Source organism: Massilia sp. LMS1-1-1.1, from assembly GCF_040815535.1.
Classification (GTDB): domain Bacteria; phylum Pseudomonadota; class Gammaproteobacteria; order Burkholderiales; family Burkholderiaceae_D; genus Janthinobacterium; species Janthinobacterium aestuarii.
On record NZ_JBFPNG010000034.1, the window covers coordinates 443,523 to 469,899 of the forward strand.

24 protein-coding genes are annotated in these 26,377 nt (G+C 64.5%); 12 read left to right on the forward strand and 12 right to left on the reverse strand.

Annotation, left to right across the window (positions count from 1 at the left end; all coding sequences use genetic code 11):
* Nucleotides 1–3: 3 nt before the first annotated feature.
* Both MRBLMS1_RS20780 and MRBLMS1_RS20785 read right to left on the reverse strand, forming a co-directional pair.
* A complete protein-coding gene (locus tag MRBLMS1_RS20780; RefSeq protein ID WP_485881560.1) occupies nucleotides 4–972 on the reverse strand; it encodes an IS1595 family transposase in 969 nt (322 codons plus the stop codon).
* Nucleotides 973–1,065: 93 nt separating this feature from the next.
* Nucleotides 1,066–1,722: a hypothetical protein gene (locus MRBLMS1_RS20785; RefSeq protein ID WP_139090708.1), complete on the reverse strand. Its 657-nt coding sequence runs from the start codon at nucleotides 1,720–1,722 to the stop codon at nucleotides 1,066–1,068.
* Between the two features lie 676 nt (nucleotides 1,723–2,398).
* On the opposite strand from MRBLMS1_RS20785, the gene MRBLMS1_RS20790 reads away from it, so the two are divergent.
* From MRBLMS1_RS20790 to MRBLMS1_RS20845, 12 genes are all read left to right on the forward strand, one after another.
* Entirely contained in the window at nucleotides 2,399–4,930 is a 2,532-nt protein-coding gene (locus MRBLMS1_RS20790) for a M4 family metallopeptidase (RefSeq protein ID WP_485881563.1), read from the forward strand.
* A 250-nt stretch (nucleotides 4,931–5,180) separates the two neighbouring features.
* On the forward strand, nucleotides 5,181–6,374 hold the full coding sequence (locus MRBLMS1_RS20795) for a type II secretion system F family protein (RefSeq protein ID WP_485881565.1): 1,194 nt from the start codon (nucleotides 5,181–5,183) through the stop codon (nucleotides 6,372–6,374).
* Nucleotides 6,375–6,384: 10 nt separating this feature from the next.
* Nucleotides 6,385–8,082, forward strand: coding sequence for a GspE/PulE family protein (locus MRBLMS1_RS20800; protein ID WP_485881567.1), 1,698 nt, complete (start codon nucleotides 6,385–6,387; stop codon nucleotides 8,080–8,082).
* Nucleotides 8,069–8,857 (forward strand): hypothetical protein, encoded by a 789-nt coding sequence (locus MRBLMS1_RS20805; protein ID WP_485881569.1) that lies wholly within the window; start codon nucleotides 8,069–8,071, stop codon nucleotides 8,855–8,857. The genes MRBLMS1_RS20800 and MRBLMS1_RS20805 overlap by 14 nt, the downstream gene beginning before the upstream one ends.
* Complete coding sequence (locus tag MRBLMS1_RS20810; protein ID WP_485881571.1) at nucleotides 8,848–9,390, forward strand: hypothetical protein; 543 nt, start codon at nucleotides 8,848–8,850, stop codon at nucleotides 9,388–9,390. Before MRBLMS1_RS20805 ends, MRBLMS1_RS20810 begins: the two co-directional genes overlap by 10 nt.
* A complete protein-coding gene (gene pilO / locus MRBLMS1_RS20815) occupies nucleotides 9,378–9,998 on the forward strand; it encodes a type 4a pilus biogenesis protein PilO (protein WP_485881573.1) in 621 nt (206 codons plus the stop codon). Before MRBLMS1_RS20810 ends, pilO begins: the two co-directional genes overlap by 13 nt.
* On the forward strand, nucleotides 9,995–10,540 hold the full coding sequence (locus tag MRBLMS1_RS20820) for a hypothetical protein (RefSeq protein WP_485881575.1): 546 nt from the start codon (nucleotides 9,995–9,997) through the stop codon (nucleotides 10,538–10,540). The genes pilO and MRBLMS1_RS20820 overlap by 4 nt, the downstream gene beginning before the upstream one ends.
* A gap of 17 nt (nucleotides 10,541–10,557) precedes the next feature.
* Nucleotides 10,558–12,438, forward strand: a complete 1,881-nt coding sequence (locus MRBLMS1_RS20825; RefSeq protein ID WP_485881577.1) for a hypothetical protein — start codon at nucleotides 10,558–10,560, stop codon at nucleotides 12,436–12,438.
* Nucleotides 12,435–12,905: a type II secretion system protein gene (locus MRBLMS1_RS20830; protein ID WP_485881579.1), complete on the forward strand. Its 471-nt coding sequence runs from the start codon at nucleotides 12,435–12,437 to the stop codon at nucleotides 12,903–12,905. The genes MRBLMS1_RS20825 and MRBLMS1_RS20830 overlap by 4 nt, the downstream gene beginning before the upstream one ends.
* A 5-nt stretch (nucleotides 12,906–12,910) precedes the next feature.
* On the forward strand, nucleotides 12,911–13,294 hold the full coding sequence (locus MRBLMS1_RS20835) for a type IV pilin protein (RefSeq protein ID WP_152988424.1): 384 nt from the start codon (nucleotides 12,911–12,913) through the stop codon (nucleotides 13,292–13,294).
* Complete coding sequence (locus tag MRBLMS1_RS20840; RefSeq protein ID WP_485881582.1) at nucleotides 13,281–13,817, forward strand: type II secretion system protein; 537 nt, start codon at nucleotides 13,281–13,283, stop codon at nucleotides 13,815–13,817. Before MRBLMS1_RS20835 ends, MRBLMS1_RS20840 begins: the two co-directional genes overlap by 14 nt.
* 45 nt (nucleotides 13,818–13,862) lie before the next feature.
* Entirely contained in the window at nucleotides 13,863–15,086 is a 1,224-nt protein-coding gene (locus tag MRBLMS1_RS20845; protein ID WP_485881584.1) for a M24 family metallopeptidase, read from the forward strand.
* A gap of 33 nt (nucleotides 15,087–15,119) precedes the next feature.
* On the opposite strand, the gene MRBLMS1_RS20850 is transcribed toward MRBLMS1_RS20845, so the two are convergent.
* From MRBLMS1_RS20850 to MRBLMS1_RS20895, 10 genes are all read right to left on the reverse strand, one after another.
* Nucleotides 15,120–16,697, reverse strand: a complete 1,578-nt coding sequence (locus MRBLMS1_RS20850) for a methyl-accepting chemotaxis protein (protein ID WP_485881586.1) — start codon at nucleotides 16,695–16,697, stop codon at nucleotides 15,120–15,122.
* Nucleotides 16,698–16,755: 58 nt separating this feature from the next.
* Nucleotides 16,756–17,160: a type 2 periplasmic-binding domain-containing protein gene (locus MRBLMS1_RS20855; RefSeq protein WP_485881588.1), complete on the reverse strand. Its 405-nt coding sequence runs from the start codon at nucleotides 17,158–17,160 to the stop codon at nucleotides 16,756–16,758.
* A 10-nt stretch (nucleotides 17,161–17,170) separates the two neighbouring features.
* Entirely contained in the window at nucleotides 17,171–18,433 is a 1,263-nt protein-coding gene (locus MRBLMS1_RS20860) for a hypothetical protein (RefSeq protein ID WP_485881590.1), read from the reverse strand.
* Between the two features lie 387 nt (nucleotides 18,434–18,820).
* Nucleotides 18,821–20,872 carry a phenylacetic acid degradation bifunctional protein PaaZ gene (paaZ, locus tag MRBLMS1_RS20865; protein ID WP_485881592.1) on the reverse strand — a complete coding sequence of 684 codons (2,052 nt, stop codon included), beginning with the start codon at nucleotides 20,870–20,872 and terminating at the stop codon, nucleotides 18,821–18,823.
* A gap of 82 nt (nucleotides 20,873–20,954) precedes the next feature.
* On the reverse strand, nucleotides 20,955–21,569 hold the full coding sequence (paaY, locus tag MRBLMS1_RS20870; protein ID WP_139090696.1) for a phenylacetic acid degradation protein PaaY: 615 nt from the start codon (nucleotides 21,567–21,569) through the stop codon (nucleotides 20,955–20,957).
* 184 nt (nucleotides 21,570–21,753) lie between these two features.
* Nucleotides 21,754–22,485: an ABC transporter ATP-binding protein gene (locus tag MRBLMS1_RS20875; RefSeq protein WP_485881884.1), complete on the reverse strand. Its 732-nt coding sequence runs from the start codon at nucleotides 22,483–22,485 to the stop codon at nucleotides 21,754–21,756.
* Complete coding sequence (locus tag MRBLMS1_RS20880; protein ID WP_072454989.1) at nucleotides 22,485–23,240, reverse strand: ABC transporter ATP-binding protein; 756 nt, start codon at nucleotides 23,238–23,240, stop codon at nucleotides 22,485–22,487. The genes MRBLMS1_RS20875 and MRBLMS1_RS20880 overlap by 1 nt, the downstream gene beginning before the upstream one ends.
* Before the next feature lies 1 nt (nucleotide 23,241).
* Nucleotides 23,242–24,225, reverse strand: coding sequence for a branched-chain amino acid ABC transporter permease (locus MRBLMS1_RS20885; RefSeq protein WP_128141850.1), 984 nt, complete (start codon nucleotides 24,223–24,225; stop codon nucleotides 23,242–23,244).
* A complete protein-coding gene (locus tag MRBLMS1_RS20890) occupies nucleotides 24,222–25,100 on the reverse strand; it encodes a branched-chain amino acid ABC transporter permease (protein ID WP_034746373.1) in 879 nt (292 codons plus the stop codon). Before MRBLMS1_RS20890 ends, MRBLMS1_RS20885 begins: the two co-directional genes overlap by 4 nt.
* A gap of 84 nt (nucleotides 25,101–25,184) precedes the next feature.
* Nucleotides 25,185–26,336 (reverse strand): ABC transporter substrate-binding protein, encoded by a 1,152-nt coding sequence (locus MRBLMS1_RS20895; protein WP_070301131.1) that lies wholly within the window; start codon nucleotides 26,334–26,336, stop codon nucleotides 25,185–25,187.
* Nucleotides 26,337–26,377: the final 41 nt, after the last annotated feature.

A 26,377-nucleotide genomic window follows, 5' to 3' on the forward strand; every position in this document is an offset into this window, starting at 1 on the left:
TGGCTATGTCACCGTCAAATGTGGGAAGGCGCCCAGCGTTGCCTTCAATAACGTTTCAGGGGAGCGGATACGCCCGGCGTCGAGTATCCAGCGCCAGCCCAGGTAATTCGATAGGTAGCGCGTCGCTACGCCGTGAAACGGCCGTAGCCATTCCCGCAAGCGGCTGTGATAAGCGTTGACGTTCTGCACGTGAGCGGCGCCCTGCACGCGGATGCCGGCGCGCAAGTTGACGGCCTGGTGGCTGATACCCGCTTCCCTGGCAAAGGCCCGATAGGCCGCATGACCATCGGTGACCAGCAACACGTCCTTGTCGATAACGGGTAACAGGCAATGATGCAGCTGCGCCTTGGTCAACGCCCCTTTGCCCGTGACGAAATCGAGGGTCTGGCCCGTGCGGTCGCGCGCCACCAGGATACAGACCTGTTCATTGGAAATGCCGCGCTTGTGGGCATGGCCGCCCCGGCGGCGCGCCGGACGCGTCATCTGCCGCGCTCCCTTTTCCGATTCCAGCAGATATAACTCGTCGGCCTCGGCGATGCCGTGCAAGCCATGCGGCCGGTCTGTCTTTGCCAACGACAAAAAACGGTGGCGCCAGCGAAACGTGGTGTTGCGGTGCACTCCTAGCTGACTGGCCGCCTTGCGCACGGAATCCGATGCCAGCAGGCAATCGGCATAGGCGAGCCACAAGGTCTTGTGACGCAGGCGCGCCAGCGGCGTGCCGGTGAGCGCATTGAAGGTGCGCCCGCACGGCACGCAACGGTATCGCTGCAACCCGTGTGCATGGCCATGCCGGTGAGCATGGTTGCTGTTGCAGGCAGGACAGTGCAATCGCTGCCGGGCCACGCTTTCGACCAGTGCCACGATGACGTCTTGCGGTGCGACCCCGCGCAGCAGGGTGATGCCCGCCAGGCGCTGGCGGCGGTTCAATTCGGCGAACTGGGCGATGAACGTTTTCCATTGGGCTGGCTGCATGGACGGCTCCCGTTTGTCTGGTATACACAGTCAGACAGCAGGGACACAGGAAGATTCCTGGACTTCCCCTACTTAGCGGAGACAGAGCCTTTTTCATTGGGCGACGATTTTCGACAGCACGGAAAAAGCCGCCCCCGTCTGCGATGCCTCCAGCAGCAAGGTCAGTTCCGTATACGTGCAGATGATGTTGATCAGGTTAATCCGCTCCCACGCCAGGCGCTTGAGGATGGCGTGATACACGCCCGGCGTATAGCAGGTCTCTGGCGCCAGGTGCAGGGTCACGGCCGTCACCCGCTCCAGGCGCGCCAGTTCCTGCTCTTCGCCGAACACCTCTTCCACCAGCGCATGCAGCGAACGGCTGCAGATCACCATCACCTCGTTGACGCCGCGCGTGACGGTAATGAAGGTGCCGCGCTGGGGTGCGGCCAGCGCCAGCAACTGGCGCTGGCAGTCATAGGTCTGGTCGGAATAGCGGTAGGTAAAAATCATCAATTCGCTGCGTGTGGACAGCTCTCCCGCGCGGTGCGCCAGCACGATCTCGCCGCTTTTCTGCTGCGGCATCCGCTCGGCCAGGCGGCGCAGCGCCATCACCACGGCGGCCTGCCCCACCGGTTTCCACAGGTCGCTCTGCAATTGCGGTTGCAGCTGGCGCGCCAGTTCCGACAGGTTCAGCAAACCACGGCCCAATCCCTCGCTGAGAAAGGCCGATTCCATCACGATCTGTTCCACTTTGGTCGCTATCGAAAGCATAGTTCTTCGGGCCGGTGATTCCGGTGCACGCACCAGGAGCCGGCAACCCTTCCTGAAAAAAGGATGCACTGCGCCAGCGGCCACGCCGGGCGGCGCGGTCGGACTCGCGGAAAAGAACCCCCTCGCGAGGGGGAAGAGCCGGCTGGCGGCGGCTAGGAAGGCGGATGCAGCATGAATGCCGCTCCAGAGGGGAAATGGCTGAAACCAACAGCAGAAAACAGAACTGACGTCATGTGAAACTCCCGATTTTTTTTCCCGATGCGCTGTATCTGGACGCGGTCATTGCCGCGTGCGCTTTTTTTGTCTTCGCGTGGTCCGCAGGGAACAACGCGAAGAGCTAGTGTAGATCGCAACATTTAGAAAAGGCAACAGTGTTTTTCCAACAGAACGCTCCATTAGGGGAAGTAGTCCATAACAAAAGTTGCAGCTTGTGGTAGATCAAACTTTCCAACGATGCGACGCCGGTAAATGTTCAATTCTTAACAAAAAATCGCGGAGTGACCCATTTCTTGAATTTTTTGACATGGCGATCTCGACAAGTTTAGTGTCCCCCTACCCGGCGTCATGCCACCACAAAACGGCAGGCTATCCGCCCGCCGCCAGGCACGCCGGGGTGGCCATCAGGCATCGCGGCCAGCTCATTCACCATTTCCTTAACCGATACCCTGGAGCAGAAATGAATTTACGTTTGACAATAGTTGCCGCATCCATCGCCGCCCTGCCGCTGATGGCCACCACGGCAGACGCCGCCACGCCGCTGCCACAGACCCTGATGGCCGCCCCGGTCGCCCTGGCTTCTCCACAAGAGACCGCCAGCCTGGTCAACAAGCTGGCCGCGCAAGCGCGCAGCCGTGGCCTGAATACCGAACATGGCTTTGCCGTCGGCGCCCAGCATCCTGGCGTCAGCGGCACGCGCGTGAGCCGCGTACAGCACACCTACAAGGGCTTGCCTGTCTTCGGTTCCGAAACGGTCGTGGTCAGCAACAGCGCCGGCGACATCGTCAGCGAATCCGTGTCGGACCGCGCGTCCGGCCTCGGTAGCGGTGGCGTCAATTCCGTCACCCGCAGCGCCACCACCGATATCGACACCACGCCGGCCGTCAGCGCCGCCGCCGCCATCGCCGCCGCCGTGAATAACATCGGCGTGCGAGGCGTCGACCACGTGCCGCCGCATGCCCAGTTGCTGATCTACCCCGTCATGAAAACCGTGCGCGTGGCCGGTGCCGAAAATAAATCGGAAGCCGCGCTGAACGCCCTTGACGTGCAGGACGTGGTCGACCACTACGAGCTGGCCTACCTGGTGCAGACGCGCATGATCAGCGGCAGCAAGCCGGTCTACTACGACACCGTCGTCAGCGCCAAGGATGGCCGCATCCTGCGTCAATGGAAGGCCCTGAAAACCGTGGCCGGCATCGGCAACAGCCAGTACAACGGCCAGGTGCCGCTCAACACCACGCTCACGGGCAGCACCTACACCATGAAGGACCCCAGCCGCGGCACGGGCGGCAGCTTCGGCGGCATGGCCATCACGAATGCCAACCACGGCACCACCTCGGGCAGCGTGTACAGCAGCACCAGCAATACCTGGGGCGACGGCCAGCAATACATCAACGGCGGCAGCACCACCAACGCCAACGGCCAGACGGCGGCCGTGAACGCGATGTGGGGCTTGATGAACACCTACGACACGCACAAAAATGTGCTGGGCTGGTCCAGCCTGGATGGCAACAACACGGCCACCCACATCGCCGCCCACGTCAATACGGCCTACGACAACGCCTATTACGACAGCAGCTGCAAGTGCATGTACATCGGCGACGGCGGCAGCTCGTTCAACAACCTCGGTTCCATCGACGTGATCGGCCATGAAATGGGCCACGGCATCACGGACGCCACCTCGGGCCTGATCTACTCGCAGGAGTCGGGCGGCTTGAACGAATCGAGCTCGGACATCGCCGGCGAAATGGTGGAAGCGTATGCGCGCGCCGGCGGCACGGGCACCACGATTCCCAACACGGGCAACGATTGGATGACGGGCAAGGAAATCGCCAAGAATGGCCAGCCGCTGCGTTGGCTGTACAAGCCGAGCAAGGATGGCAGCAGCCCGAATGCGTGGAGCAGCTCCATCAAGAACCTCGACGTCCACTACAGCAGCGGCCCGAACAACCGCATGTTCTACTTCCTGTCGCAAGGTTCGAACTCCACGTCCAGCAGCGACTACTACAGTTCCTACCTGAACAAGAGCCCGCTGGCCATGACCGGTATCGGCAGCGACAAGGCTTACCGCATCTGGTTCAAGGCAGCCACCACCAAGTTCACCTCGTCGACCAACTATGCCGACGCGCGCAACAAGGTGCTGCAGGCGGCCGAGGAACTGTATGGCGTGGGCAGCGCCGAGTCTATCGCCGTCAAGCGTGCGTATGCGGCCATCAACGTGGGCACCGACGTCGATGAATCGACGACGGGCGGCGCGGTGACGATCACCAGCCAGCCGGCCAGCATCACCGTCGCACCGGGCGCCACCGCCTCGTTCGCCGTGGGCGCGGGCGGCGGCACGGCACCGTACACCTACAAGTGGTTCCGCAACGGCGCCGTGATCAGCGGCGCCACATCGCCAGCCTACAGCTTCACGGCCGTGGCGGCCGACAGCGGCGCCGTCTTCAAAGCCACGGTGACGGATTCCTCGTCGCCTGCCGTGACGGCCACGTCGAACAACGCCACCCTGACGGTCGGCACGAGCAGCGCCACCGAGCGCGTGACGAACGGCGGCTTCGAGTCCGGCGCCACGGGCTGGAGCGGCACCACGGGCGCCATCGGCACCTTCACGGGCCAAACCGCGTACGAAGGCACGAAGTACGCCTGGCTGGGCGGCAATGGCACCACGGCCAGCGAATCGCTGACGCAAAGCGTGGCCATTCCCGCCGCCGCCACGTCCGCCAGCTTGAGCTTCGCGCTGCATATCGACACGGCCGAAACGGGCAGCACCGTGTACGACAAGCTGGTCGTCACCGTGAAGAACAGCGCCGGTACGGTGCTGGGCACCCTGGCTTCGTACTCGAACGTGAACAAGGCCGCCGGCTACCAGATCCGCACCTTCGACCTGATCGCCTACAAGGGCCAGACCGTGCAGATCTCGTTTGCCGCAACCGAGGATGCATCGCTGCAAACCTCGTTCGTGATCGACAAGGTCAGCCTGGTTACCCAGTAAGCGGCTGAACATGCGGGCAAGCCATCGATACAAGGCTTGCCCGCACGGCACGATTGATTTCCTGGCAATTCCAGTCTACCCTGAGGCAGTGATTGCCTCTTGCCTGCTGCCGGTACCCGCGACGAATTGAACTTTTTTTTGGATTGTTCCTGACCGATGCCTACTTCGACCTTGTCCGCACGCGCCGTCCCCTTTTCACATCACCCCATTTTCACGCCCCAGGCCATCATCATGCTCGCCTGAGCCGACGATGCAGTTCCATCTCCAGGTGCAGGGCCCGGCGGGCAGCCAGGCGCTGGCCATCGACGCCGCCAGCGAGGCCGAGGCGATCCGCGCGGCCGTGCGCGGCGGCTGGCGCGTGCTGGCCGTCGACGCTGGCGCCACGTCGGATACGGGCGCCGCGCTGCGTCCCGGCAAACAGGGCCTGCCCCTGCTGCAATTCAGCCAGGAGCTGCTGGCCCTGCTCGAAGCGGGCCTGAACCTGGGCGAGGCCATGGCCACCCTGCACACCAAGGAAACGCGCGCGGGCGCCAAGGCCACCCTGGCCGCCATCGTGCTCACCCTGCAGCAGGGCCTAAGCTTTTCCGACACCCTGGCCGGTTTTCCCGACATCTTCCCCGATATTTACATCGCCACCGTGCACGCGGCCGAACGCTCGGGCAACCTGCCCGAGGCGCTGGCGCGCTTCGTCGCCTACCAGCTGCAGTTCGACGCCATCCGCAAAAAACTCATTTCCGCCGCCATCTACCCGTGCATGCTGCTCGTCGTCGGCGGCCTCGTGACCCTGTTCCTGCTCGGCTACGTGGTGCCGAAGTTCAGCGTTGTCTACGAAAGCTCGGGCCGCGAGATTCCGTGGATGTCGCAAATGCTGCTCGGCTTTGGCCAGACCCTGGCCGCGCATCCGTTGCTGTGCGCCGGCGCGCTGGCCGCCGTGGTCGGCGCCGTGGTCTTCGGCATCGCCAACCGCGCCATGCGCATGGCGCTGGTGTTGCGTCTCTTGCGCCTGCCCGTGCTGGCCGGGAAGGCGGCGGAATTTCGCCTGGCCCGCTTCTACCGCGCCCTGAGCCTGCTGCTGCACGCCGGCATCCCGCTGCACAAGGCGCTGGCCATGGTCGGCCCCATGCTGCTGCCGGCGCAGCAGGAGCAGCTGGCGCAGGCCCGCCGTTCGGTGCAGGAAGGCATGCCGTTTTCCACTGCGCTGGAACAAGCCGGCATGGCCACGCCGGTGGCGCAATCGCTGCTGAAAGTGGGAGAGAACACGGGCCGACTGGGCGACATGCTGGAACGCTCGGCCAAGTTCCACGACGAGGAATTCGCCCGCTGGGTGGACTGGGCGTCGCGCCTGCTCGAGCCGCTCTTGATGACCATCATCGGCGTCGTCATCGGCGGCGTGGTGGTGCTGATGTACATGCCGATCTTTGAACTGGCCGGGAGCTTATCGTGAGGGTCATGACATGAACGCACGCGACGAAGAACGGGCCGTGCTCGATGCCGCCATGCTGCGCCGCGCCCACGCCAGCGCGCTGGAACAGGGCCGCCCGCAGATGGCCGTGCTGCAGGAAACGGCGGCCCTGCCGCCCGAAGTCTTTTTGCGCCAGCTGGCCGCCCTGTTCCGCTACCCGGCCTGGACGATGGCCGAGATGCAGGCCGCCTTGCCCGCCTTTGACCTGCTGCCCTACACGGATTGCGCCCAGCGCGACTGCGTGCTGCTGCAACCTGGCGTTCCCGGCGCGCCGCCCGTGCTCGTCATCGGCAACCCGTTTGCCGAAGACTTGCTGCAGTGGGCCGACTTCGCCCTGTCCACGCCCTTCACGGTGGCGCTGGCGCATCCGGACGACCTGGCCGCCTATCTGCTGCAGCAGGAAAGCGTGCAGCAGGCGATGCAGGAAATGCAGCATGGGGATGACATTCCAGGGCTGGACCAGAGCATCGAGGACATCTCGCTGATCCGCATCAGCGAGGACAGCAGCCCGGTGGTCAAACTGGTGAACTCCACCATCTATGACGCCCTGAAATTCCAGGCCAGCGACATCCACCTCGAATGCGACGTGGCCAGCCTGGTCATCAAATACCGCGTCGACGGCGTGCTGGTGCAGGCGGGCCAGGCGCAGGGGCTGGCGATGGCCGAACAGATCATCTCGCGCATCAAGGTCATGGCCGATCTCGACATCGCCGAGCGGCGCATCCCCCAGGATGGCCGCTTCAAGGTGCGCGTGAAAGGGGCGGAGATCGATTTTCGCGTTTCTATCATGCCCAATATCTTTGGCGAGGACGCCGTGCTGCGCCTGCTGGACCGGCGCGCGCTGACGGAAGCGGCGCAGGCGCTGCGCCTGGAAAGCCTGGGCCTGAACGAGGACGCCATCGAGCAAATACGCCGCCTGGCCGCCAAGCCCCACGGCATGCTGCTGGTGACGGGACCCACGGGTTCCGGCAAGACCACCACCCTGTACGCGGCCATCACGGAAATCAACACGGGGCGCGACAAGATCGTCACCATCGAAGACCCCGTCGAATACCGCTTGCCGCGCGTGCTGCAGATTCCCGTCAACGAAAAGAAGGGGCTGACGTTTGCGCGCGGCCTGCGTTCCATCCTGCGCCATGACCCCGACAAGATCATGATCGGCGAAATCCGCGACGATGAAACGGCGCAGATCGCCGTGCAGGCCGCGCTCACGGGTCACCTGGTGTTTACCACCGTGCATGCGAACAACGTCTTTGATGTGGTGGGCCGCTTCCTGCACATGGGCGTCGACGCCTACAGCTTTGCGGCCGCCCTGAACGGCATCGTGGCGCAGCGCCTGCTGCGCCTCAATTGCGCCCATTGCGCCGTCGACGCCAGCGCCGAAGTGCTGGCCGATGCGCAGCAATTGCGCGACAGCGGCCTGGCCCTGCACCAGGTGCAGGACTGGCAGTTCATGGCCGGCAAGGGCTGCGGCCACTGCCGCGGCACCGGCTACAAGGGCCGCAAGGCCGTCGCCGAAGTCTTGATGCTCAGCGACGCGATGCGCGAAATGATCTGCACGCGGGCGCCCCTGAGCCAGATGAAGGAAGAAGCGGCGCGCAACGGTTTCCGTCTGGCGCGCGAAGCGGGCCTGGACCTGGTGCGGCGCGGCGAAACCACTTTAGCGGAGCTCAATCGTGTTACTTATTGAACGCCTTGCCCGCGCCACCGTGTGCCTGCATCTGGCGCCGCACGGGCTGCACGGCGTGCTGCGCCGCGCCGGCCGTCCCGTGGAGGACAGCGCCTTCCACCTGCCCATTGCGAATCCCGACGCCAGCTGGGAAGTGGCGCTGGCCGCCCTGCGTGGCTGGCTCGAACAGGATGGTGGCAAAAAACTGCCGCTGGCCGTCAGCCTGGCCAGCCGCTGGTGCGCCATGCAAATGGTGCCGTGGAGCGGCGCCCTGCTCGACAGGGCCAGCGCACAGCGCTTCCTGCACAGCCAGTTCAGCGCCGTGTATGGCGAGGGCGCGCGCGCCTGGAGCCTGGCCGCCGACGACGCGCCCTATGGCAAGCCGCGCCTGGCCTGCGGCATCGATGCGGCCCTGCTGCAAGGCGTGCAGGACGCGGCGGCCGCGCATGGCCGGCGCTGCCTGTCCATCGAACCGATCGCCGGACCGGCCTGGCGCAGCATCGCCGGTAGCAAACCGGCCGCCTTCGCCCTGGTGGAAGCGGGCCGGCTGCTACTGGCAACGGCGAGCTCCGGGCGCATCACGGCCCTGCACAGCCAGCCCTGCGCCGCGGACTGGGGTGATGAACTGGACCGGGCGTGGCGGCGCTGGAACTTGCGCGCGCCGCAGCTCGACGCCATCGACCAGGTGGCGCTGATCGACTTGAGCGGCGTGCCGCAAACGAACGTGCCCGAACGCTTCGTGCCCGTCGCCGTGGCCAGCGGTGCCCACCTGATGCGGGAGGCCGCATGGGCCTGAGCCGCCTGGAATTCCTGCCACCTGGAGCGGCGCAGACCTTCAAGGGCTGGCGCCTGGCCCTGTGCCTGGCGGGCAGCTTGATGCTGCTGCCGGCCGCCGTGTACTGGCTGGTGCAAGCGCAGGAAACGCGGCGCCTGGAAGCGCAACTGGCGCAGCTGCAGCCCGCGCGTCCCGTGCGCGTGCCCCTGTCGGCGAGCCAGCAGCGCGAACGCGACCTCGAACTGAAACAGGTAGCTGCCGCCGTGCGCCAGCTCAACCTGCCCGTCACACGCCTGGTCAAGACAGTGCAGGCGCCGCGCGACGTGCGCGTGGCCTTGCTGGGACTGGACCTGAACGCACAGCAGGGACAGGATGGCGCCAGCGTCCTGAAGATCGCCGCCGAAGCGGAAACGCCGCAGGATATGCTCAATTACCTGGCCTTCCTGAACCAGCAACCGATGTTCAGCTCCGTGTATCTGCTCAAGCACGAGATGAATGCGAACGCCCCCGAACACCCTTACCGTTTTCAGCTGGAGGCGCAATGGCGGCAATAAAACCCGTGTTAAAAGCCGGCACGCCCGTGCCCCGCGCGCGCCTGCAGCTGCATATGCCGCCGCGCCTGGCGTGGGAAGCGCAGCGGCTGTGGCGCATGCTGGGCTGGCCCAGTGCCATCGGCGCGGCCTGCCTGGCGCTGGCCGCTTTTGCCGTGCAGCAGGGCGATGCCTTGGGCACGCGCCAGCAGCAACTGGCGGCGCAACTGGCCACTGCCGCCAGACAGGCGGCGCTGCCGCCGGCCCCCGTCACGCTCGATGCGGATGCCGACAGCCTGGCCGCCTTTCACGCCTACCTGCCCGCGCATGACAGCATTCCCGACCAGTTGAAGGCCTTGCTGGAAGTGGCGCAAAAGAGCGGCGTCACCCTGGCCAAGGCCGACTACAAGCCGCAGGAAGACGGCAACACGGCCTTTTTGCGCTACCAGATCACCCTGCCCGTCAAGGCCGAATACGCGCAGCTGCAAACCTTTATCGTCGACGCCCTGCAAGCGCTGCCCACCCTGACCCTGGACTCCGTGCTCTTCAAGCGCGAGCAGATCGAGGCGGGCGAAATCGACGCGCGCATCCAGTTCATCCTGCTGGTGAAGAAGGCGGAGGTGCGCCGATGAAAAAAGCCGTACTGGGAGGCGCCGCCGTGGCGACCTTGCTGGCCGCCCTCTTCGCCCCCGAGGACGAAGGCAGCATCGTGGGACCGGCCACGGCCACCACGCGCCAGGTGGAGCGGGTGGCGCCGCCCCCCCTCGTCGCCGCCACTGCTGCTGCTGCTGCGCAAACCAATCGCGCACTGGCCATCGAACCGCGCCGGGGCCTCGACGACGAGGAAGCGGCCACCCTGTTCGCCAAGCAAAGCTGGCAGCCGGAGACGCCGAAAAAGATCATGCTCGACCAGCAGGCGGCCCAGGCCGCGCTGCCCGCCGCCCGCGTCGATGCGAATGCGCCGCCACCGCTGCCATTTCAATTCCTCGGCCGCTTTGTCGATGAAGGCAAGGCGGCCTACTTCCTGCAAGCGGGCGAACGCAACGTGGTGGCGCGCCCCGGCGACACGCTCGAAGAGCGTTACCGCTTCGACGGCGTGGTGCAAGGCGCCCTGCAATTTACCTATCTGCCGCTCAACCAGAAACAGACACTCGCCGTAGGGGACCTCAATTGAAACGATGCGCCGCACGTATGTCTCGTCATCTCATCACCCTGCTGCCGGTGCTGTCCCTGCTGGCCGCCTGCGCCGGCAACCAGGCCTATAACGATGGCCAGGCCATGCTGGGCGCGGGGCGCACGGAACAGGGACTGGCCCTGCTAGAACAGGCGGCGCAGGCCGAACCGACCAACGCCAAGTACCGCATCGCCGTCACCAACGGCAGGATGCGCGCGCTGAACAATCTGAATGGCCGCGCCGAGGCGCTGCGCCAGCAGGGCAAGCTGCCCGAAGCACAGGCGCTGTACCAGCAGGCCTTGGCGCTGGACGCCAGCAACGATGTGGCGCAGCGGGGCCTGGCTGGCGTGGCGCAGGATGAACGGCACCGCAAGCTGGTGCAGGAAGCGCAGGCCAGCTACCAGCGCGGTGGCGAAGCGAATGTCGCGCAGGCGCAGGAAGCCTTGCGCCAGGTGCTGCAGGAACGCCCCGCGCAGCGCGAGGCGCTGGCACTGAAAAGCCGCATCGGCGAAGCGCAGTCGAAAAGCCTGCCGGCCGGCGGCAAGCTGGCGGCCGCCTACAGGAAACCCGTCACCCTCGAGTTTCGCGACGCTCCGCTGCGCTCCGTGTTCGATTTCATCAGCAAGGTGTCGGGCCTGAACTTCGTCTTCGACAAGGAAATCGACCCGGCCCTGCGCGCCACGATCTCCGTGCGCGACACCAGCATCGAAGAAGCGATCGCCATGCTGCTGGGCGCCAACCAGCTGGAACAAAGCGTCACCAGCGACAAATCGATCACGATCTACCCGAACACGCCGCAAAAGGTGAAGGATTACCAGCAGCTCGTGGTGCGTACTTTTTTCCTCGCCAATGCCGACGTCAAGACGGTGGCGTTTTCCATCAAGACCCTGCTCAAGGCCAAGGACGTCGTCACCGATGAACGCCTGGGCATCATCATGCTGCGCGATACGCCGGAAATGGTGCGCATGGCCGAGCGTATCATCAATGTGCAGGACCTGGCCGATCCGGAAGTGATGCTGGAAGTCGAGGTGCTGGAAGTCAAGCGTACGCGCCTGATGGAGCTGGGCGTGCGCTGGCCGGACCAGGCCAGCCTGACCTTGGCCGGCGTCGCAGGCAGCACGGGAGGCCTGGGCGGCCTGAAAGTGGCGGACCTGCACCGCATCAATGGCGACAATATCAACCTGGGCATCGGCGGCGTCACCTTGAACGCCAACAAGACGGACAGCGACAGCAATATCCTGGCCAACCCGCGCATCCGCGTGCGCAACAAGGAAAAAGCCAAGATCCTCATCGGCGACCGCGTGCCCGTCATTACCGTCACGACGAATAACGGCGTCAGTTCCGACAGCGTCAACTACATCGACGTGGGCCTGAAACTCGACGTGGAACCAAACGTCTACCTGGACGACGAAGTAGCCATCAAGATCAACCTGGAAGTGTCGAACGTCGTCAAGGAAGTGATCAGCAAGACGGGCACGCAGGCATACCAGATCGGCACGCGCAGCGCGTCCACCGTGTTGCGCCTGAAGGATGGCGAGACGCAGGTGCTGGCGGGCCTGATCAGCGACGAGGACCGTGGCACGGCCAACAAGGTGCCGGGCGTGGGCGAACTGCCCGTGCTGAACCGTTTGTTCGGCAGCCAGAAGGACGACGCCATGCGCAGCGAGATCGTGCTGTCGATCACGCCGCGCCTGCTGCGCAGCATCCGCCGCCCGGACCTGATGACGGCCGAATTCAACTCGGGCACCGAAGCATCCGTGGGCGGACGCGCCAGCGTGGGCGGCGCCCCCGAGGTCATCGCCGCACCCGAGCAAGCCCCGGCGCGCAGCGGCTCGCCCATGACGGGCGGCGACGAGGCGCCCGCCGCCGGCGAAAAATCAGGCAAGGGTGGCCAGTGAAGCCAAGGGGATTTACCTTCATCGAGCTGATGATCACCCTGGCCATCATGGCGACCCTGGCCACGGTGGCCGTGCCGATGGCGCAGGTGGCCTTGCAACGGTCCAAGGAGCAGCAATTGCGCAGCGCCCTGATCGAGATGCGCGAAGCGATCGATGCCTACAAGCGCGCGTCGGACAATGGCCGCATCAAGCTGTCGCTGGGTTCATCCGGCTATCCGAAAAAGCTCGATGAACTGGTCGAGGGCGTCCCCGACCAGCGCAGCCCATCGAAGCAGAACATCTATTTCCTTCGCCGCTTGCCGCGCGACCCGTTCCAGCCCAGGGAAGAAGGCAGCGCGGCCGACAGCTGGAGCAAGCGCGCCTATGCCTCGCCGCCCGACAACCCCAGCGAAGGAGAGGACGTGTTCGACGTCGCCTCGCGCTCGACCAAGGTGGGCCTGAACGGCGTGCCGCTCAATCAATGGTGAACCCGATGCCTGCCTCTTCTCTACGCCGCGGCTTTACCCTGGTCGAACTGCTGGTAGTGCTGGCGATCATCTCGCTGCTGCTGACGATCGCCATCCCCCGCTATTTCGGTTCCGTGGAAAAGTCGAAGGAAGTCGCACTGAAGGAAAACCTGCAGGTGCTCAGGAGCGGCCTCGATAAATACTATGCCGACAAGGGAGAATATCCGGCCGCGCTGGACGACCTGGTGACCCACCATTACTTCCGCAGCGTGCCGCTCGATCCCGTCACGGAGTCCGCCGCCACCTGGCAATTGATCCCTTCGCCGAATGGCGAGATCGGCGGCGTGGCCGACGTGCGCAGCGGCGCCAAGGGCAAGACGCGCGAGGGCATCCCCTTTGAGCAGCTCTGATTTTCGGCGCCGCGCACGGGGCTTCGCGTATATCTGGACCCTGATGCTGGTGGCCTTCATGGGCGTGGGCCTGGTGCTGGCCAGCGAATTGCATGCCACGGCCGCACGGCGCGACAAGGAGCGCGAGCTGCTGTTCATCGGCCATGAATTCCGCAATGCGCTGGGCCGCTACTACGACAGCACGCCAGGCGACGGGCGGCCCCGCTATCCATTGACCCTGCAGGAATTGCTGCGCGACCCGCGCTTTGCCAACGCCCGGCGGCATCTGCGCCGCCTGTATGCGGATCCCGTCACGGGCAGGGCGGAATGGGGGCTGCTGCGGCAGGAGGGACGCATCGTCGGCATCCATTCGCTGTCGCCGCAGCTGCCCATCAAGCAGGACAATTTTCTCGACGAAGACGCCAGCCTGCGCCGCAAGCAGCGCTACGCGGACTGGCACTTCACGTATCCGCACGACCTGGTGCTGGCCCCGCCCGATGCGGCCGGCGGCGCGCCCGGGCTCAAGCCGAAAGGCGCGAACTGATATCATGCCCGCATTCCATATTCAGCATCGAACAAAGGAGCAGGCATGAGCATAGGTGGCACTTTCATCGAACAGGCATTGGCATCGCTGTCGGACATGACGGGCGGCATGGTCGCCATCGGCAAGGACGAACATGCGCAACGCATCGCCAAGGCGCAAGCGTTCATGCGCCAGCAGGGCATCGCCGCGATCTACCTGAACGCGGGCGCCAACCTCACCTATTTCACGGGCACCAAATGGTATGCCAGCGAACGCATGGTGGGCGCCATCCTGCCGGCCAGCGGCGACATCGAATACATCGCCCCCGCCTTCGAGGAAAGCACCTTGCAAGGCTTCATGCTCATCGAAGGCCGTGTCAATTGCTGGGAAGAGCATGAAAGCCCGTACCAGCTGTTCGTCGACGTGCTGGCGCGCATGGGCGTGGCTCAGGATGCGGCTGCGCCGCCGCGCGTGGGCATCTGCGAAAGCGCCGCCTTCTTCATCTACGACGGCATCAAGCCGCTGGCCCCCGGCTATGCGCTGGAAAACGCGCGCGCCGTCACGGCCTACTGCCGCAGCCGCAAGTCGCCAGCGGAAATCGCCCTGATGCAGCGCGTGATGGACATGACCCTGGCCGTGCACGTGGCCACGGCCAGCATGCTGGTCGAAGGCATCACGACGGTGGAAGTGGAAGAATTCATCCAGCGCGCGCACCGCAAGGTAGGCGCGCCCCGCTCGTATTTCTGCATCGTGCTGTTCGGCGAGGCGACGGCTTATCCGCATGGCGTCAACTACGTGCAAACCCTGAAAGCGGGCGACACGGTGCTGATCGACACGGGTTGCCAGGTGATGAACTACATCTCCGACATCACGCGCACCTATGTGTTTGGCGCCATCAGCGAACGCCAGCGCAGCGTGTGGAACAGCGAAAAGGCCGCGCAGGCCGCCGCATTCGCCACCGCCCGGCTGGGCGTGCCCTGCGGCGACGTGGACCGCGCCGCGCGCGTGTCGCTCGAAGCCGATGGCTACGGCCCCGGCTACAAGCTGCCAGGCCTGCCGCACCGTACGGGCCACGGCATCGGCCTCGATATCCACGAGTGGCCTTACCTGGTGGGCAATGACACGACGCCGCTCGACGTGGGCATGTGCTTCTCGAACGAACCGATGATCTGCATCCCCGGCGAATTCGGCATCCGCCACGAAGACCATTTTTACATGACGGAAAACGGTCCGCGCTGGTTCACGCAGCCGGCGCACAGCATCGACGATCCGTTCGGGCTGCAGGCTTAAGCCGGGTGTTGGATTACGCTGCGCTAATCCAACCTACGTCTTCGCCAACGCCAACCGCCGTGCCGTCGGTACGGTGGTGATCGCCGACGCGCTGCCCTGCGCCAGCTTGAACACGGCCAGCGCCGTGCTCAGCTGCACGGCCTGCTCCTGCAGCGACTCTGCCGCCGCCGACGCTTCTTCCACCAGCGCGGAGTTTTGCTGCGTCATCTGGTCCATGCTGCCGATGGCCACGCCGATGTCGCCGATGCCGGCGCTTTGCGCTTGGCTGGCGGCGCTGATCTCGGCCATGATGTCGGCCACCTTTTTCACGGAGTCGACGATCTGGCCCATGGTCAGCCCCGCTTCGTCGACCAGCTTCGATCCCACATTGACCTTGGCCACCGAGTCGCCGATCAGTTGCTTGATCTCGCGCGCCGCTGCCGCGCTGCGCTGCGCCAGACTACGCACTTCGGACGCCACCACGGCAAAGCCGCGTCCCTGCTCTCCGGCGCGCGCCGCTTCCACGGCCGCATTCAAGGCCAGGATGTTCGTCTGGAAGGCGATGCCGTCGATGACGCCGATGATGTCGACGATGCGTTTCGAGGAATCGTTGATCTCACCCATGGTGGTGACCACTTGGCTGACCACTTGCCCGCCCTTCACGGCCACGGACGATGCCGACACCACCAGTTCGTGCGCCTGGCCCGCGTTGGCGGCGTTGTCGCGCACGGTGGAAGTCAGGCTGTCCATGCTGCGCGCCGTCTGATCCAGGCTGCCCGCCTGCGATTCCGTGCGCGCGGCCAGATCCGCATTGCCCTGGGCGATTTCCGCGCTGGCCACCTGAATGGTTTCGGCCGACGCCTTGATACCGGACACCATGCCGGCCAGCCGGCCACGCATCTCCTTCAGCGCCGCCAGCAGGCTGTCCTGGTCGCCCGCCTCGGTCACAATGTGCATCGAGAGGTCGCCATCGGCCACGGCGCGCGCGATCTGGCGCGCGTATTCGGGCTCGCCACCCAGCTGCTGCCAGATGGCGCGCACCACGAAATGCGAGACGGCCACCAGACAGACGATGACGGCCAGCGCCACGGCGATGCTGGTATTGAGCGCATTGCGCACATTGGCCGCGCTGCGCTCGATGCCCTGCTTGAACTGCAATTGCGCCTGTTCGTTGGTCTTGGCCAGATCCGTGTTGAGCACCGCCAGCGCGCCCTGCATGCGCGCCACGGTCGCCTGCGGGTCGCCCTCTTCCATTTCCAGCATGATGCGCGCCGCGCTCAATGCCGGCGCATAGTAGGCATCGAATTCCCGGGTCAGGCGCTGGCCCTGCTCGCGCTGGCCGGGAATCGCCGCAAAGGCGGCCAGTTTTTCGCGCAGCTTGGCGGCCTGGCCGCCGACTTGCCCGATGCGCTCCTTGTCGCCTTCGCTGACGGCGTCGCGCAGGGCGTCACCCACGGCGGCCACGTCCAGGGTCAGCGACTTGGCCATGTCGAGCACGGGATAGTCGGCGCTTTCCGTGGCGTGGATGGAATTGAGCGTGGCCGTGGACAGGTAGGCGCTGACGGCCAGGCCCAGTCCGAAAATCACGGCCGAGACGACAGGCAGCGCCCATATCTTGCGTTTGATGCTCATTGCTGTCTCCTGATGTATGTGTACCGGGCCGCCGCATGGCGGGCGGCCCGGGCCGGCTTTATGGCGCCGTCAGCACCACTTTGACGCTGGCGTCGACGGCGCTCTTTTCGATATAGCCGATGGCTTTCGGATCGGCGGCCACGGCCTTCTTCACGTCGGCGCTATTGGCCACTTCCTTCGGCAAGGTGGCCTTGCCCGTGAAGACCAGCTTGGACCACAGGGCCTTCGCCTGCGACGGTTCCTTGTCCGTCACCTTCTTGTAGAACTCGGCGCGCACGGGCGCGCTTTCCGGCTGGTCGATCGGCGTCATGGCCGTCGATTTGCCGAGGAAGAATTGCGCCACCTGTTCATTCGTCATGGCGCCGGCGGCGCTCTTAGCATTGACCACCACGACCACTTCGGCCATGGCGGGAACAGCGGTCGACAGCGCCAGCAAGGCAGCCGCAAAAATGTAAGGTTTCATGCGGCGCTCCCTAGAAAACAAAATCGATGGCGGCGGCAGCCACCGTGACGGGGCCATGGAAGCCTGGCTTGGCTTGCACGAACAGACCCGGACCATTCTTCGGCTTGATGCGGTCGATCTGCACTTTCAGCGCGGCCGAACGGTGGAAATCCCAGCGCACGCCGATGCTGTCCGTCGATTGCTCGAGCTGGTTGCGCGTATAAGCGAGCGTGTCGACGCCCGCCGACAGGGCGCGCAGGGTCGGCGTGCAGGCGGCCGGATAGCCGGCCGGGCAAGATGCGGGCACGGTATTGTTCACGCGGCCATCGGCCTTCAGGCTGGCGTGGCTGTAGTAGGGCAAAAAGGCGCCGATGCGGTAGCCGCCCATCACGTACCACGAGGTGCTGTCGCTGACATAGCTGTCCGTCTTGCGCTTCGCATATTCGGACTGCAGCAGCACGTTGTTCCAGTCCAGGCCCAGGCCCACGGACGTGAAGGACGCCTTCTTGTCCTTGACTTCCAGCGCATCGGCCAGGGCGCCCAGCTGGGCGATCCTGTAGCCGCTGCCGGCCGCGCGCAAGCTGCCCATCAGGGCATTCAAGCTGGGAGAATCGTTGATCGTCAGCTTGGTCTCCGCACGGCCGAAGCGCACGGTGACGGGGCCGTGTTCGGCCACCACGTTGAGGGCGACGATGGACTTGCCTTCCACCTGCACGGTCGAAGCGGGACCTGTGGCCAGGGTGGCCTTGGTGCGGCCCAGCGCCAGCTGCGTCGTGACGCTGGTGTCGCCCGCGCTGAACTGGTAGGTGCCGTCGATGCCATCGATGCTGTTGAGGGGAACCTGCGAATACATTTCGCCGGGCGGGCGCAGCATGGTGTTGGCATAGCCGACGTTGCGGTAATCGGAAATCATGAAGACGGGCAGGCCCATGCGGCCGACGCGCACGCTGAAGCTGTCCGATACCTTGGCCTTGGCGAAGGCCCATGCCAGTTCGGCGCCGAAATCGTCCTCGCCGTCCTTGCGCGCCAGGCCCTGCACGGTGGCCGACAGCCATGGATTGACGGTGACATTGGCCTGCAATCCCAGGTTGGAATCGACGCCCGTGCGGGCAGTGCGGCCGGCGCCGGCAGCCTGGTTCGGGCGCGCGAACTGCGCATTGTCGGTATCGGCCATGGTCAGGGCGGCAGTGCCGTAACCGCTGATCTTGACCGCGGGGCCGGTGGGTTCTTCGGCATAGGCATGGCTGATGGCCAAGGGCATGGCCAGCAGGAAAAGCAGGACGTGTTTATTCATAGTAATTAAATACCCGTAGCGGTGAACGTGGAGTTGGGCTCGAGGTCGATGGCTCACCGGCCGTAAAAGGCCGGGTCCGTTTTTTCGCGCCGCCATCGCTTCGGGGAGCGTGCATGGCGGCGTGACCAGTGAGTAAAACCATGCTACAGAGAAAAGGTTTTACGTTGGAAAGTTTTCTTGAGGCAATGAGCGAATTCGCCTCTTTTCACGAAAAAAGCACGCGTTCTAGAGGGGTTTATCTAAATAGCACGCCGTGCAAAACCACACTTACGCTATATTTTTCATACACTTATGGATAATTCAAGACGAAAAGAACTGGAATAAAAAAAGCGCCGCCCGCGCGAAGATCGCGGGCGGCGCCGTTCACACCAGTGCTGCGGCAGACGCTTACTCGCGCTTCGACACCAGGGTCAGAATATCGTAGCTGGCCACCAGTTCCTCGTTCTGGTTCGTCACCTGCACGTCCCACGCGACCACGCCCTGGCCTACGCCAAAGACGTCCTTGCGGTTGCGGTCGACCTTGCGCTTGCACGTCAGGCGGGCGCGGATGGTGTCGCCAATCGCCACCGGCGCGACGAAGCGCAGGTTGTCCAGGCCATAGTTGGCCAGCACGGGACCGACGCCAGGCGAAACGAACAGGCCGGCGGCGGCCGACAGCACGAAGTAGCCGTGGGCGATGCGCTTGCCGAACTGCGATTCCTTGGCCGCGATTTCGTCGAAGTGCATGTAGAAGAAGTCGCCCGAGATGCCGCCGAAGGCGACGATGTCCGCTTCGCTGACGGTGCGGCGGTGCGTGAGCAGCGAGTCGCCCGTCTTCAAGTCCTCGAAGTGCTTGCGGAACGGGTGGATCGGGCTTTCATTGACGTCCGCGCCGCGCACGTACTCGCCGGTGATGGCCGCCAGCATGGTCGGCGAGCCTTGCACGGCCGCCCGTTGCAGGTAGTGGCGCACGGCGCGCACGCCGCCCAGCTCTTCGCCGCCGCCCGCGCGGCCAGGACCGCCGTGCTTCAGCTGCGGCAGGGGCGAACCATGGCCCGTCGAATCGACGGACGCCACGCGCTCGAGCACGTGCACGCGGCCATGCGTGGCCGCCACTTGCGGCACCACGCGCGCGGCGATCTTCGGATCGCGCGTCACCAGAGTGCTCACCAGGCTGCCCTTGCCGCGCGCAGCCAGGGCCAGCGCTTCGTCGATATCGTGATAGCCCATCATGGTGCTGACGGGGCCGAACGCTTCCACGTCATGTACGGCGTCGTTGCCGAAGGCGTCGCGGCACATCAGCAAGGTCGGCGAGAAGAAGCTGCCGTCCTGCGCGCCATCGCCGAGCGGATTGAAGCCGTCGGCCGCGCCGAACACCACTTCATTACCGTGCGACAGGGTAGCGACACGTTCGGCCACGTCGTTCTGCTGCTCTTTCGACGCCAGCGCGCCCATGCGCACACCTTCGATGGACGGATCGCCCACCACCACCTTGGCCAGGCGCTCGCGCAAGCGCGTGCCGACGGCATCCATCAGGTGCTCGGGCACGATGATGCGGCGGATGGCCGTGCACTTCTGGCCCGACTTGCCCGTCATCTCGCGCACGACTTCCTTGACGAACAGGTCGAATTCCACGTCGTCTGGCGTGACGTCCGGCGCCAGGATGGCGCAATTGAGCGAATCGGCTTCGCCATTGAAGGGCACCGACTGGGCGATCAGGTTCGGATTGGTGCGCAGCTTGGCGGCCGTCGCGGCCGATCCCGTGAATGTCACGAAATCCTGGCCGTTCAGGCGGTCCAGCAAGTCGCCCGTGGAGCCGATCACCAGCTGCAGGCTGCCGGCCGGCAGCAAGCCCGATTCATGCATCATGCGCACGACTGCTTGCGTCAGATAGCTGGTCGCCGTGGCCGGCTTGGCGATGCAGGGCATGGCCGCCAGGAAGCTGGGCGCGAATTTTTCCAGCAAGCCCCAGATGGGGAAATTGAAGGCGTTGATATGCACGGCCAGGCCGCCGCGCGGCACCAGGATGTGCGTGCCGGCGAAACCGCCTTTTTTACCAAGCGCGATGGCCGGGCCTTCGTGCAGCACGTTCGATGACGGCAGTTCGTGGCTGCCCATGCTGGCGTAGGCGAACAGGGTGCCCGTGCCGCCTTCGATGTCGACCCAGCTGTCGGCGCGCGTGGCGCCCGACAAATGCGAGATCGCATACAGCTCTTCCTTGCGCTCGACCAGGTACAGGGCCAGCGCCCTCAGGCGCGCGGCGCGCTGCTGGAAGTCCAGCGCCATCAGGCCCGGCACACCCGTCTTGCGCGCATATGTGACGGCTTCGTCGAAGTCGATCTTTTCCGCATGCGTGTGATAGATGACGCGGTTGTTCAAGGCGCTGTGCAGGGGCACGGCGGCGCTTTCGCCCAGCCAGCGGCCGGCGATCAGGCTTTGCAGGGTGGATATTTGAGCCATTTTTTTCTCCATAAATGATGTTGGCGGTGGCGTCGGATTACGCGGGGCTTGGCCCCGCTAATCCGACCTACGCCCATACTGCTTATTGCGCGGCGGCGTTCTTGTGCAGGTGCAGCGGCAATGCGGATTCGAAATTCAGGCGCTGGCGGTTCGCCTCGACTTGCGTCAGGGCTTCCACTTCGCGCATCGTCTGCATGGAACGCACGGCCAGTTCGTGGTACTGGCCCGTGCCCGAGCTTTTCCATTGGATTTCATCGTCGGTCAACGCGCGGATGATCCTGGCGGGCGTGCCCACCACCATGCTGCGCGGCGCGACGATCATGCCCGCCTTGACGAAACTCATGGCCGCGACGATGGATTCCTCGCCGATGACGGCATTGTCCATCACCACGGCGTTCATGCCGACAAGCGCGTTGCGGCCGATGCGGCAGCCGTGCAGCACGGCGCCATGGCCCACATGGCCGTCGACTTCAACCACCGTGTCGCAGCCGGGAAAACCGTGCATGACGCAGGTGTCCTGCAGGTTGGCGCCCTCTTCCAGGATCAGGCGGCCAAAGTCGCCGCGGATCGAGGCCAGCGGGCCGATATAGCAGCGCGGCCCGACGATCACGTCGCCGATCAGCACGGCCGACGGGTGCACATAGGCGCTGGGGTGGACGACGGGGGTGACGCCGTTGATTTCGTAGACTTTGACCATACAAACTCCTATTCATCTGCGCGCCATGCACGCCATTACTAGACGCAGCGGAAAACTGGGGTGAGACGGGGACGCCAAGTCCCGGCGGGTCTGACCCCGGCCCTCCGCTGCTTCCTTGCGTCCCAAAACCTTGCACTGCCGGGGTCGGACCCTGAGGGTCCGACCCCAGTATTTTCCCTTCGGGTCACATACCCAAGTAGGCGCTCTGCACCTGCTCGTTATGCAGCAATTCAGGACCGGGACCGGACAAGGTAATCGCGCCCGTCTCGATCACATAACCCACGTCGGCAATCGACAGGGCCGCATGCGCGTTCTGCTCGACGAGGAAGATGGTGATGCCCTGGTCGCGCAGTTCGGCCACGATGCGGAAGATTTCCGCGATCAGGAGCGGCGCCAGGCCCATGCTCGGTTCGTCGAGCAGCAGCAGTTGCGGACGGCCCATCAGCGCGCGCGCCATGGCCAGCATCTGCTGCTGTCCGCCCGACAGCGTCCCGGCCAGCAGCAAGCGCTTTTCCTTCAAGATGGGGAACAGGCCGTACATGCGCTCCATGTCACCGCCCACGTCTTGCGGCGGACGGGTAAACGCGCCCAGGCGCAGATTGTCTTCCACCGTCATGGGGCCGAATACTTGGCGCCCTTCCGGCACCTGGCAGATGCCCGCGCGCACGCGCTTGTCGGCGCTCATGCGGCTGACATCCTGGCTGGCGAAAACGATGCTGCCGGCGCTGATCGACTGCACGCCGGAGATGGCCCGCAGCAGGGTCGTCTTGCCGGCGCCATTCGCGCCCACCAGCGCCACCAGCTGGCCCTGGCGCACTTGCAGGTCGATGCCGTGCAAGGCCTGGATGCGGCCATAGTGGCTAGTCAATCCCTGGATGTCGAGCACCAGCGGTGTCTGAGGTTTTTCCATCTTCATCATGCCGCCACTCCCAGATACGCCGCCACCACGTCGGGGTTCGCGCGCACTTCGGCGGCGGTCCCTTCGGCCAGCTTCTTGCCATAGTCGAGTACCAGGATATGGTCCGACAGATTCATCACCAGTTTCATGTCATGCTCGACCAGCACCACCGTCACGCCCGATTGCGCCACCTTGCGGATCAAGGCTTCGATCTCGCCCGTTTCCGTGTGGTTCAAGCCGGCCGCCGGTTCATCGAGCAGCAGCACTTTCGGCTTGGCCGCCAGTGCGCGGGCGATTTCCAGGCGTTTCAAGGCGCCATACGACATCTGCCCCGCCTCGTCATCGACATGCCGGCCCACGCCGACAAATTCCATCAGGCCCGCCGCCTCGTCGCGGCAAGCCGCATCGGCGCGGCGCACGGATGGCAGGCGCAGCATGGAAGCGAACAGGTTCTGGTTCAGGCGCAGATGCGCGCCCACCATCACGTTGTCGATGGCCGTCATGTTCATGCACACCTGCAGGTTCTGGAAGGTGCGGCTCATGCCGCGCCGCGCCAGCGCATCGGGCGACATGGCGGCCACGTTCTCGCCATTGAGCAAAATCTCGCCCTTGGTCGGCGTGTAGACGCCGGTGATCAGGTTGAACAAGGTCGTCTTGCCGGCCCCGTTCGGCCCGATCACGGAATGGATATTGCCTTCCTTGACGGTAAAGCTGACGTCCTGCACCGCGTGCACACCGCCGAAGCTCTTGCTCAGCTTGTTAATCGTCAACATCTCAGACCTCCTGTGCGGATTTAACGGGTGCTTTCGGCGTGGCTGCCCGCTTGCGCGAACGGCTGGCCAGGCTCGGCACCAGGCCTTTCGGCATGAAGATCATGGTCGCCATCAGGATCACGCCAAACACCACCGTTTCCCAGCCTTCGAAACTGGACAGCAGTTGCGGCAGGATCGTCAGCAGCGCCGCGCCGATGATGGAGCCGAAGATCGACGCCATGCCGCCCACCACCACCATCGTCACCAGCTCGATCGAGTGGAAGAAGCCGGCCAGGTTGGGCGTGATGAAACCGATGTAATGGGCGCTGATGCTGCCCGCGATGCTGGCAATGACGGCCGACAGCACGAACACGCGCACCTTGAAGCGGGTCGTATCGACGCCGACCACGCGGGCCGCCACTTCCGAACCGTGAATCGCTTGCAGCGCGCGGCCGACGGGCGAGTCGATCAGGTTCAGGGCCAGCCACGTGACCAGCAACAGCAGCACGGCGCACACCAGATACCACGATTTTTCACCGGCGATTTCCAGGCCGGCGACACTGAAGGCGGACACGCCGATGCCGTCCGGACCGCCCGTCCACTGCGTCTCGTTGTTGATGACGATGGAAATGATGATGCCCAGGCCCAAGGTGGCCATGGCCAGCGTATGACCCTTGAGCTTCAAGACGGGGCGCGCCAGCAGCAGCGCCAGCAGGCCCGTGGCGACGGCGCCTGCGGCCAGGGCGGCCAGCGGCGGCCAGCCGTAGTGCGTGGTCAGCACGGCCGACGCATACGCGCCCAGGCCATAGAAACCCGCGTGACCGAGACTGATCTGGCCCGTATAGCCCATCAGCAGATTGAGGCCGATGACGACGATGGCGTTCAGGGCGATGCGGATCGCCACGTCATAGTAGAACGCGTTGGTAAGGAACAGGGGCAGGATGGCCAGGATCAGCGCCAGCACCAGCAGGCCACCGTGGCGCGAGCGGGTAAATAAATTCTTCATACACGCTCCGAATTTTTAGCGCCAAACAAGCCTTGCGGCAGGAAGAACAGGATCAGCAGGATCAGCACGAAGGGCACGGCATCTTTATACGCAGACGAGATGTAGCCGGCCGTCATGGCTTCGGCAATGCCGAGGATCAGACCGCCGGCAATCGCGCCCGCGCCGCCACCGAGGCCACCGAGAACAGCGGCGACAAAGCCTTTCAGGCCCAGCATGATGCCCGCGTCGTAGGACGTGTAAGTGATCGGTGCGACGAGGATGCCGCCGGCAGCACCCAGCAGTGCCGACAGGCCGAACGAGAACAGCAACACCTTGCGCGTGTTGATGCCCACCAGTTGCGCGGCCAGCTTGTTGTGCGAGGTGGCCAGCATGGCCTTGCCCATCAGGGTACGGCCGAAGAACCAGCCCAGCACCAGCACGATGACGACCGTCACGCCCAGCACCCACAGGCTTTGCGGCAGCAGGCTGGCGCCCAAAAATTCGATCGGCGCGTCGCCGGAAAATGCTGGCAGCGAATGCGTGTCCTTGCCCAGCCAGATTTGCACGAGGCCGCGCAGCACGAGCGAGGCGCCGATGGTGATGATCAACAGCGTGATGACCTGCGCGTTTTGCGCCGGCTCGATCACGGTTTTTTCCATCAGCAGGCCAATGATGCCGGTGGCGATGACGGCCACAATGATGGCTACTGGCAGCGGCACGCCGGCGGCCGACATCACGGCGGCCAGCATCCCGCCCAGCATGATGAATTCGCCCTGGGCGAAGTTGATCACGCCGCTGGTGTTGTAGATGATGGTAAAGCCCAGCGCCGCCAGCGCATAGGCGGAACCGACCGTCATCCCGGAATACAGAAATTGTAGAAATTGTGCGACTTCCATGGTGTCTCCAATATGTTCGGCGATGCGCGGGCCGCTTCGGGGGCGGCCTCGCGCAGGTACTTCTGGCTTACCTTGTTTCGAACATCACTTCGACAATTGCCATTCACCGTTCTTCACTTCCACCATGCGGAACGCCGACAGGTCCAGGCCCATGTGGTCTTTCGCCGACATGTTGAACACGCCCGTCGTCCCTACAAAACCCTTGGTCGATTCCAGCGCCGCGCGCACTTTTTCGCGGTCCGTGCCGCCGGCACGCTTGATGGCGTCGACCGACAGGTTCAGGGCGTCGAGCGCATAGCCGCCAAAGGTCGATGGATCGATCTTGTAGCGGTCTTTATACGTCTTGTCGTAGCCGACGACGACGGCCTTCTGTGCGTCGCTGTCCGGCAGCATGGCGCCGATCAAGAGCGCCGGCGTTGGCAGGCGCACGCCTTCAGCGGACTTGCCTGACAGTTTCAGGTATTCGTCGGACGCCACGCCATGCGACTGGTACAGCGGCAGCGCGGCCATGCCCAGCTGGCCATAGTTCTTGGTCACGACGGCCGGTCCCTGGCCCAAGCCAAACACGAACACGGCTTGCACGCCCTTGGTGTTCTTGATGCGGGTCAGCTGCGCCGTGATGTCCGTATCTTTCGGGCCGTAGGTTTCGTCAGCCACCAGGGTGATGCCGTATTTCGAGGCGACGATTTGCGATTCCTTGCGGCCCGAGGCGCCAAAGCCGCTCGTTTCCGACAGCAGGCCCACCTTGCTGATGCCGCGCTTCTTCATGTCCTCGAACACCTTCTCGGCCGCCATGCGGTCCGTATGCGGTGTCTTGAAGACCCATTTCTTGACCGGGTCGATGATCACCACGGCGCCCGCCAGCGAGATGAACGGCATGCTGGCGCGCTCCACCAGCGGCGCCATCGCCATCGTCGCGCCGGTGGTCGTGCCGCCGATCAGCACATCGACTTTGTCCGACTCGATCAAACGCTTGGTAAAGCCGTTGGCCTTGGCCGCATCGCTGCCGTCGTCGTAATGCACGAGTTCCAGCTTGCGTCCCAGGACGCCGCCGGCCGCATTGATCTTCTCGATGTACAGCTGCAGGGTTTTCAGTTCAGGGTCGCCCAGGAAGGCGGCAGGGCCCGTGACGGACAGCACGGAACCGATCTTGATGTTCTCGGCCGCATATGCGCCCGCGGCGGACATGGCCAGCACGCCGGCGATCAGGGTTTTCTTGAAGATATTGGCAATCATTATGGTCTCCACCAGGTTGGCACTACGGTCAATTTTGGCTG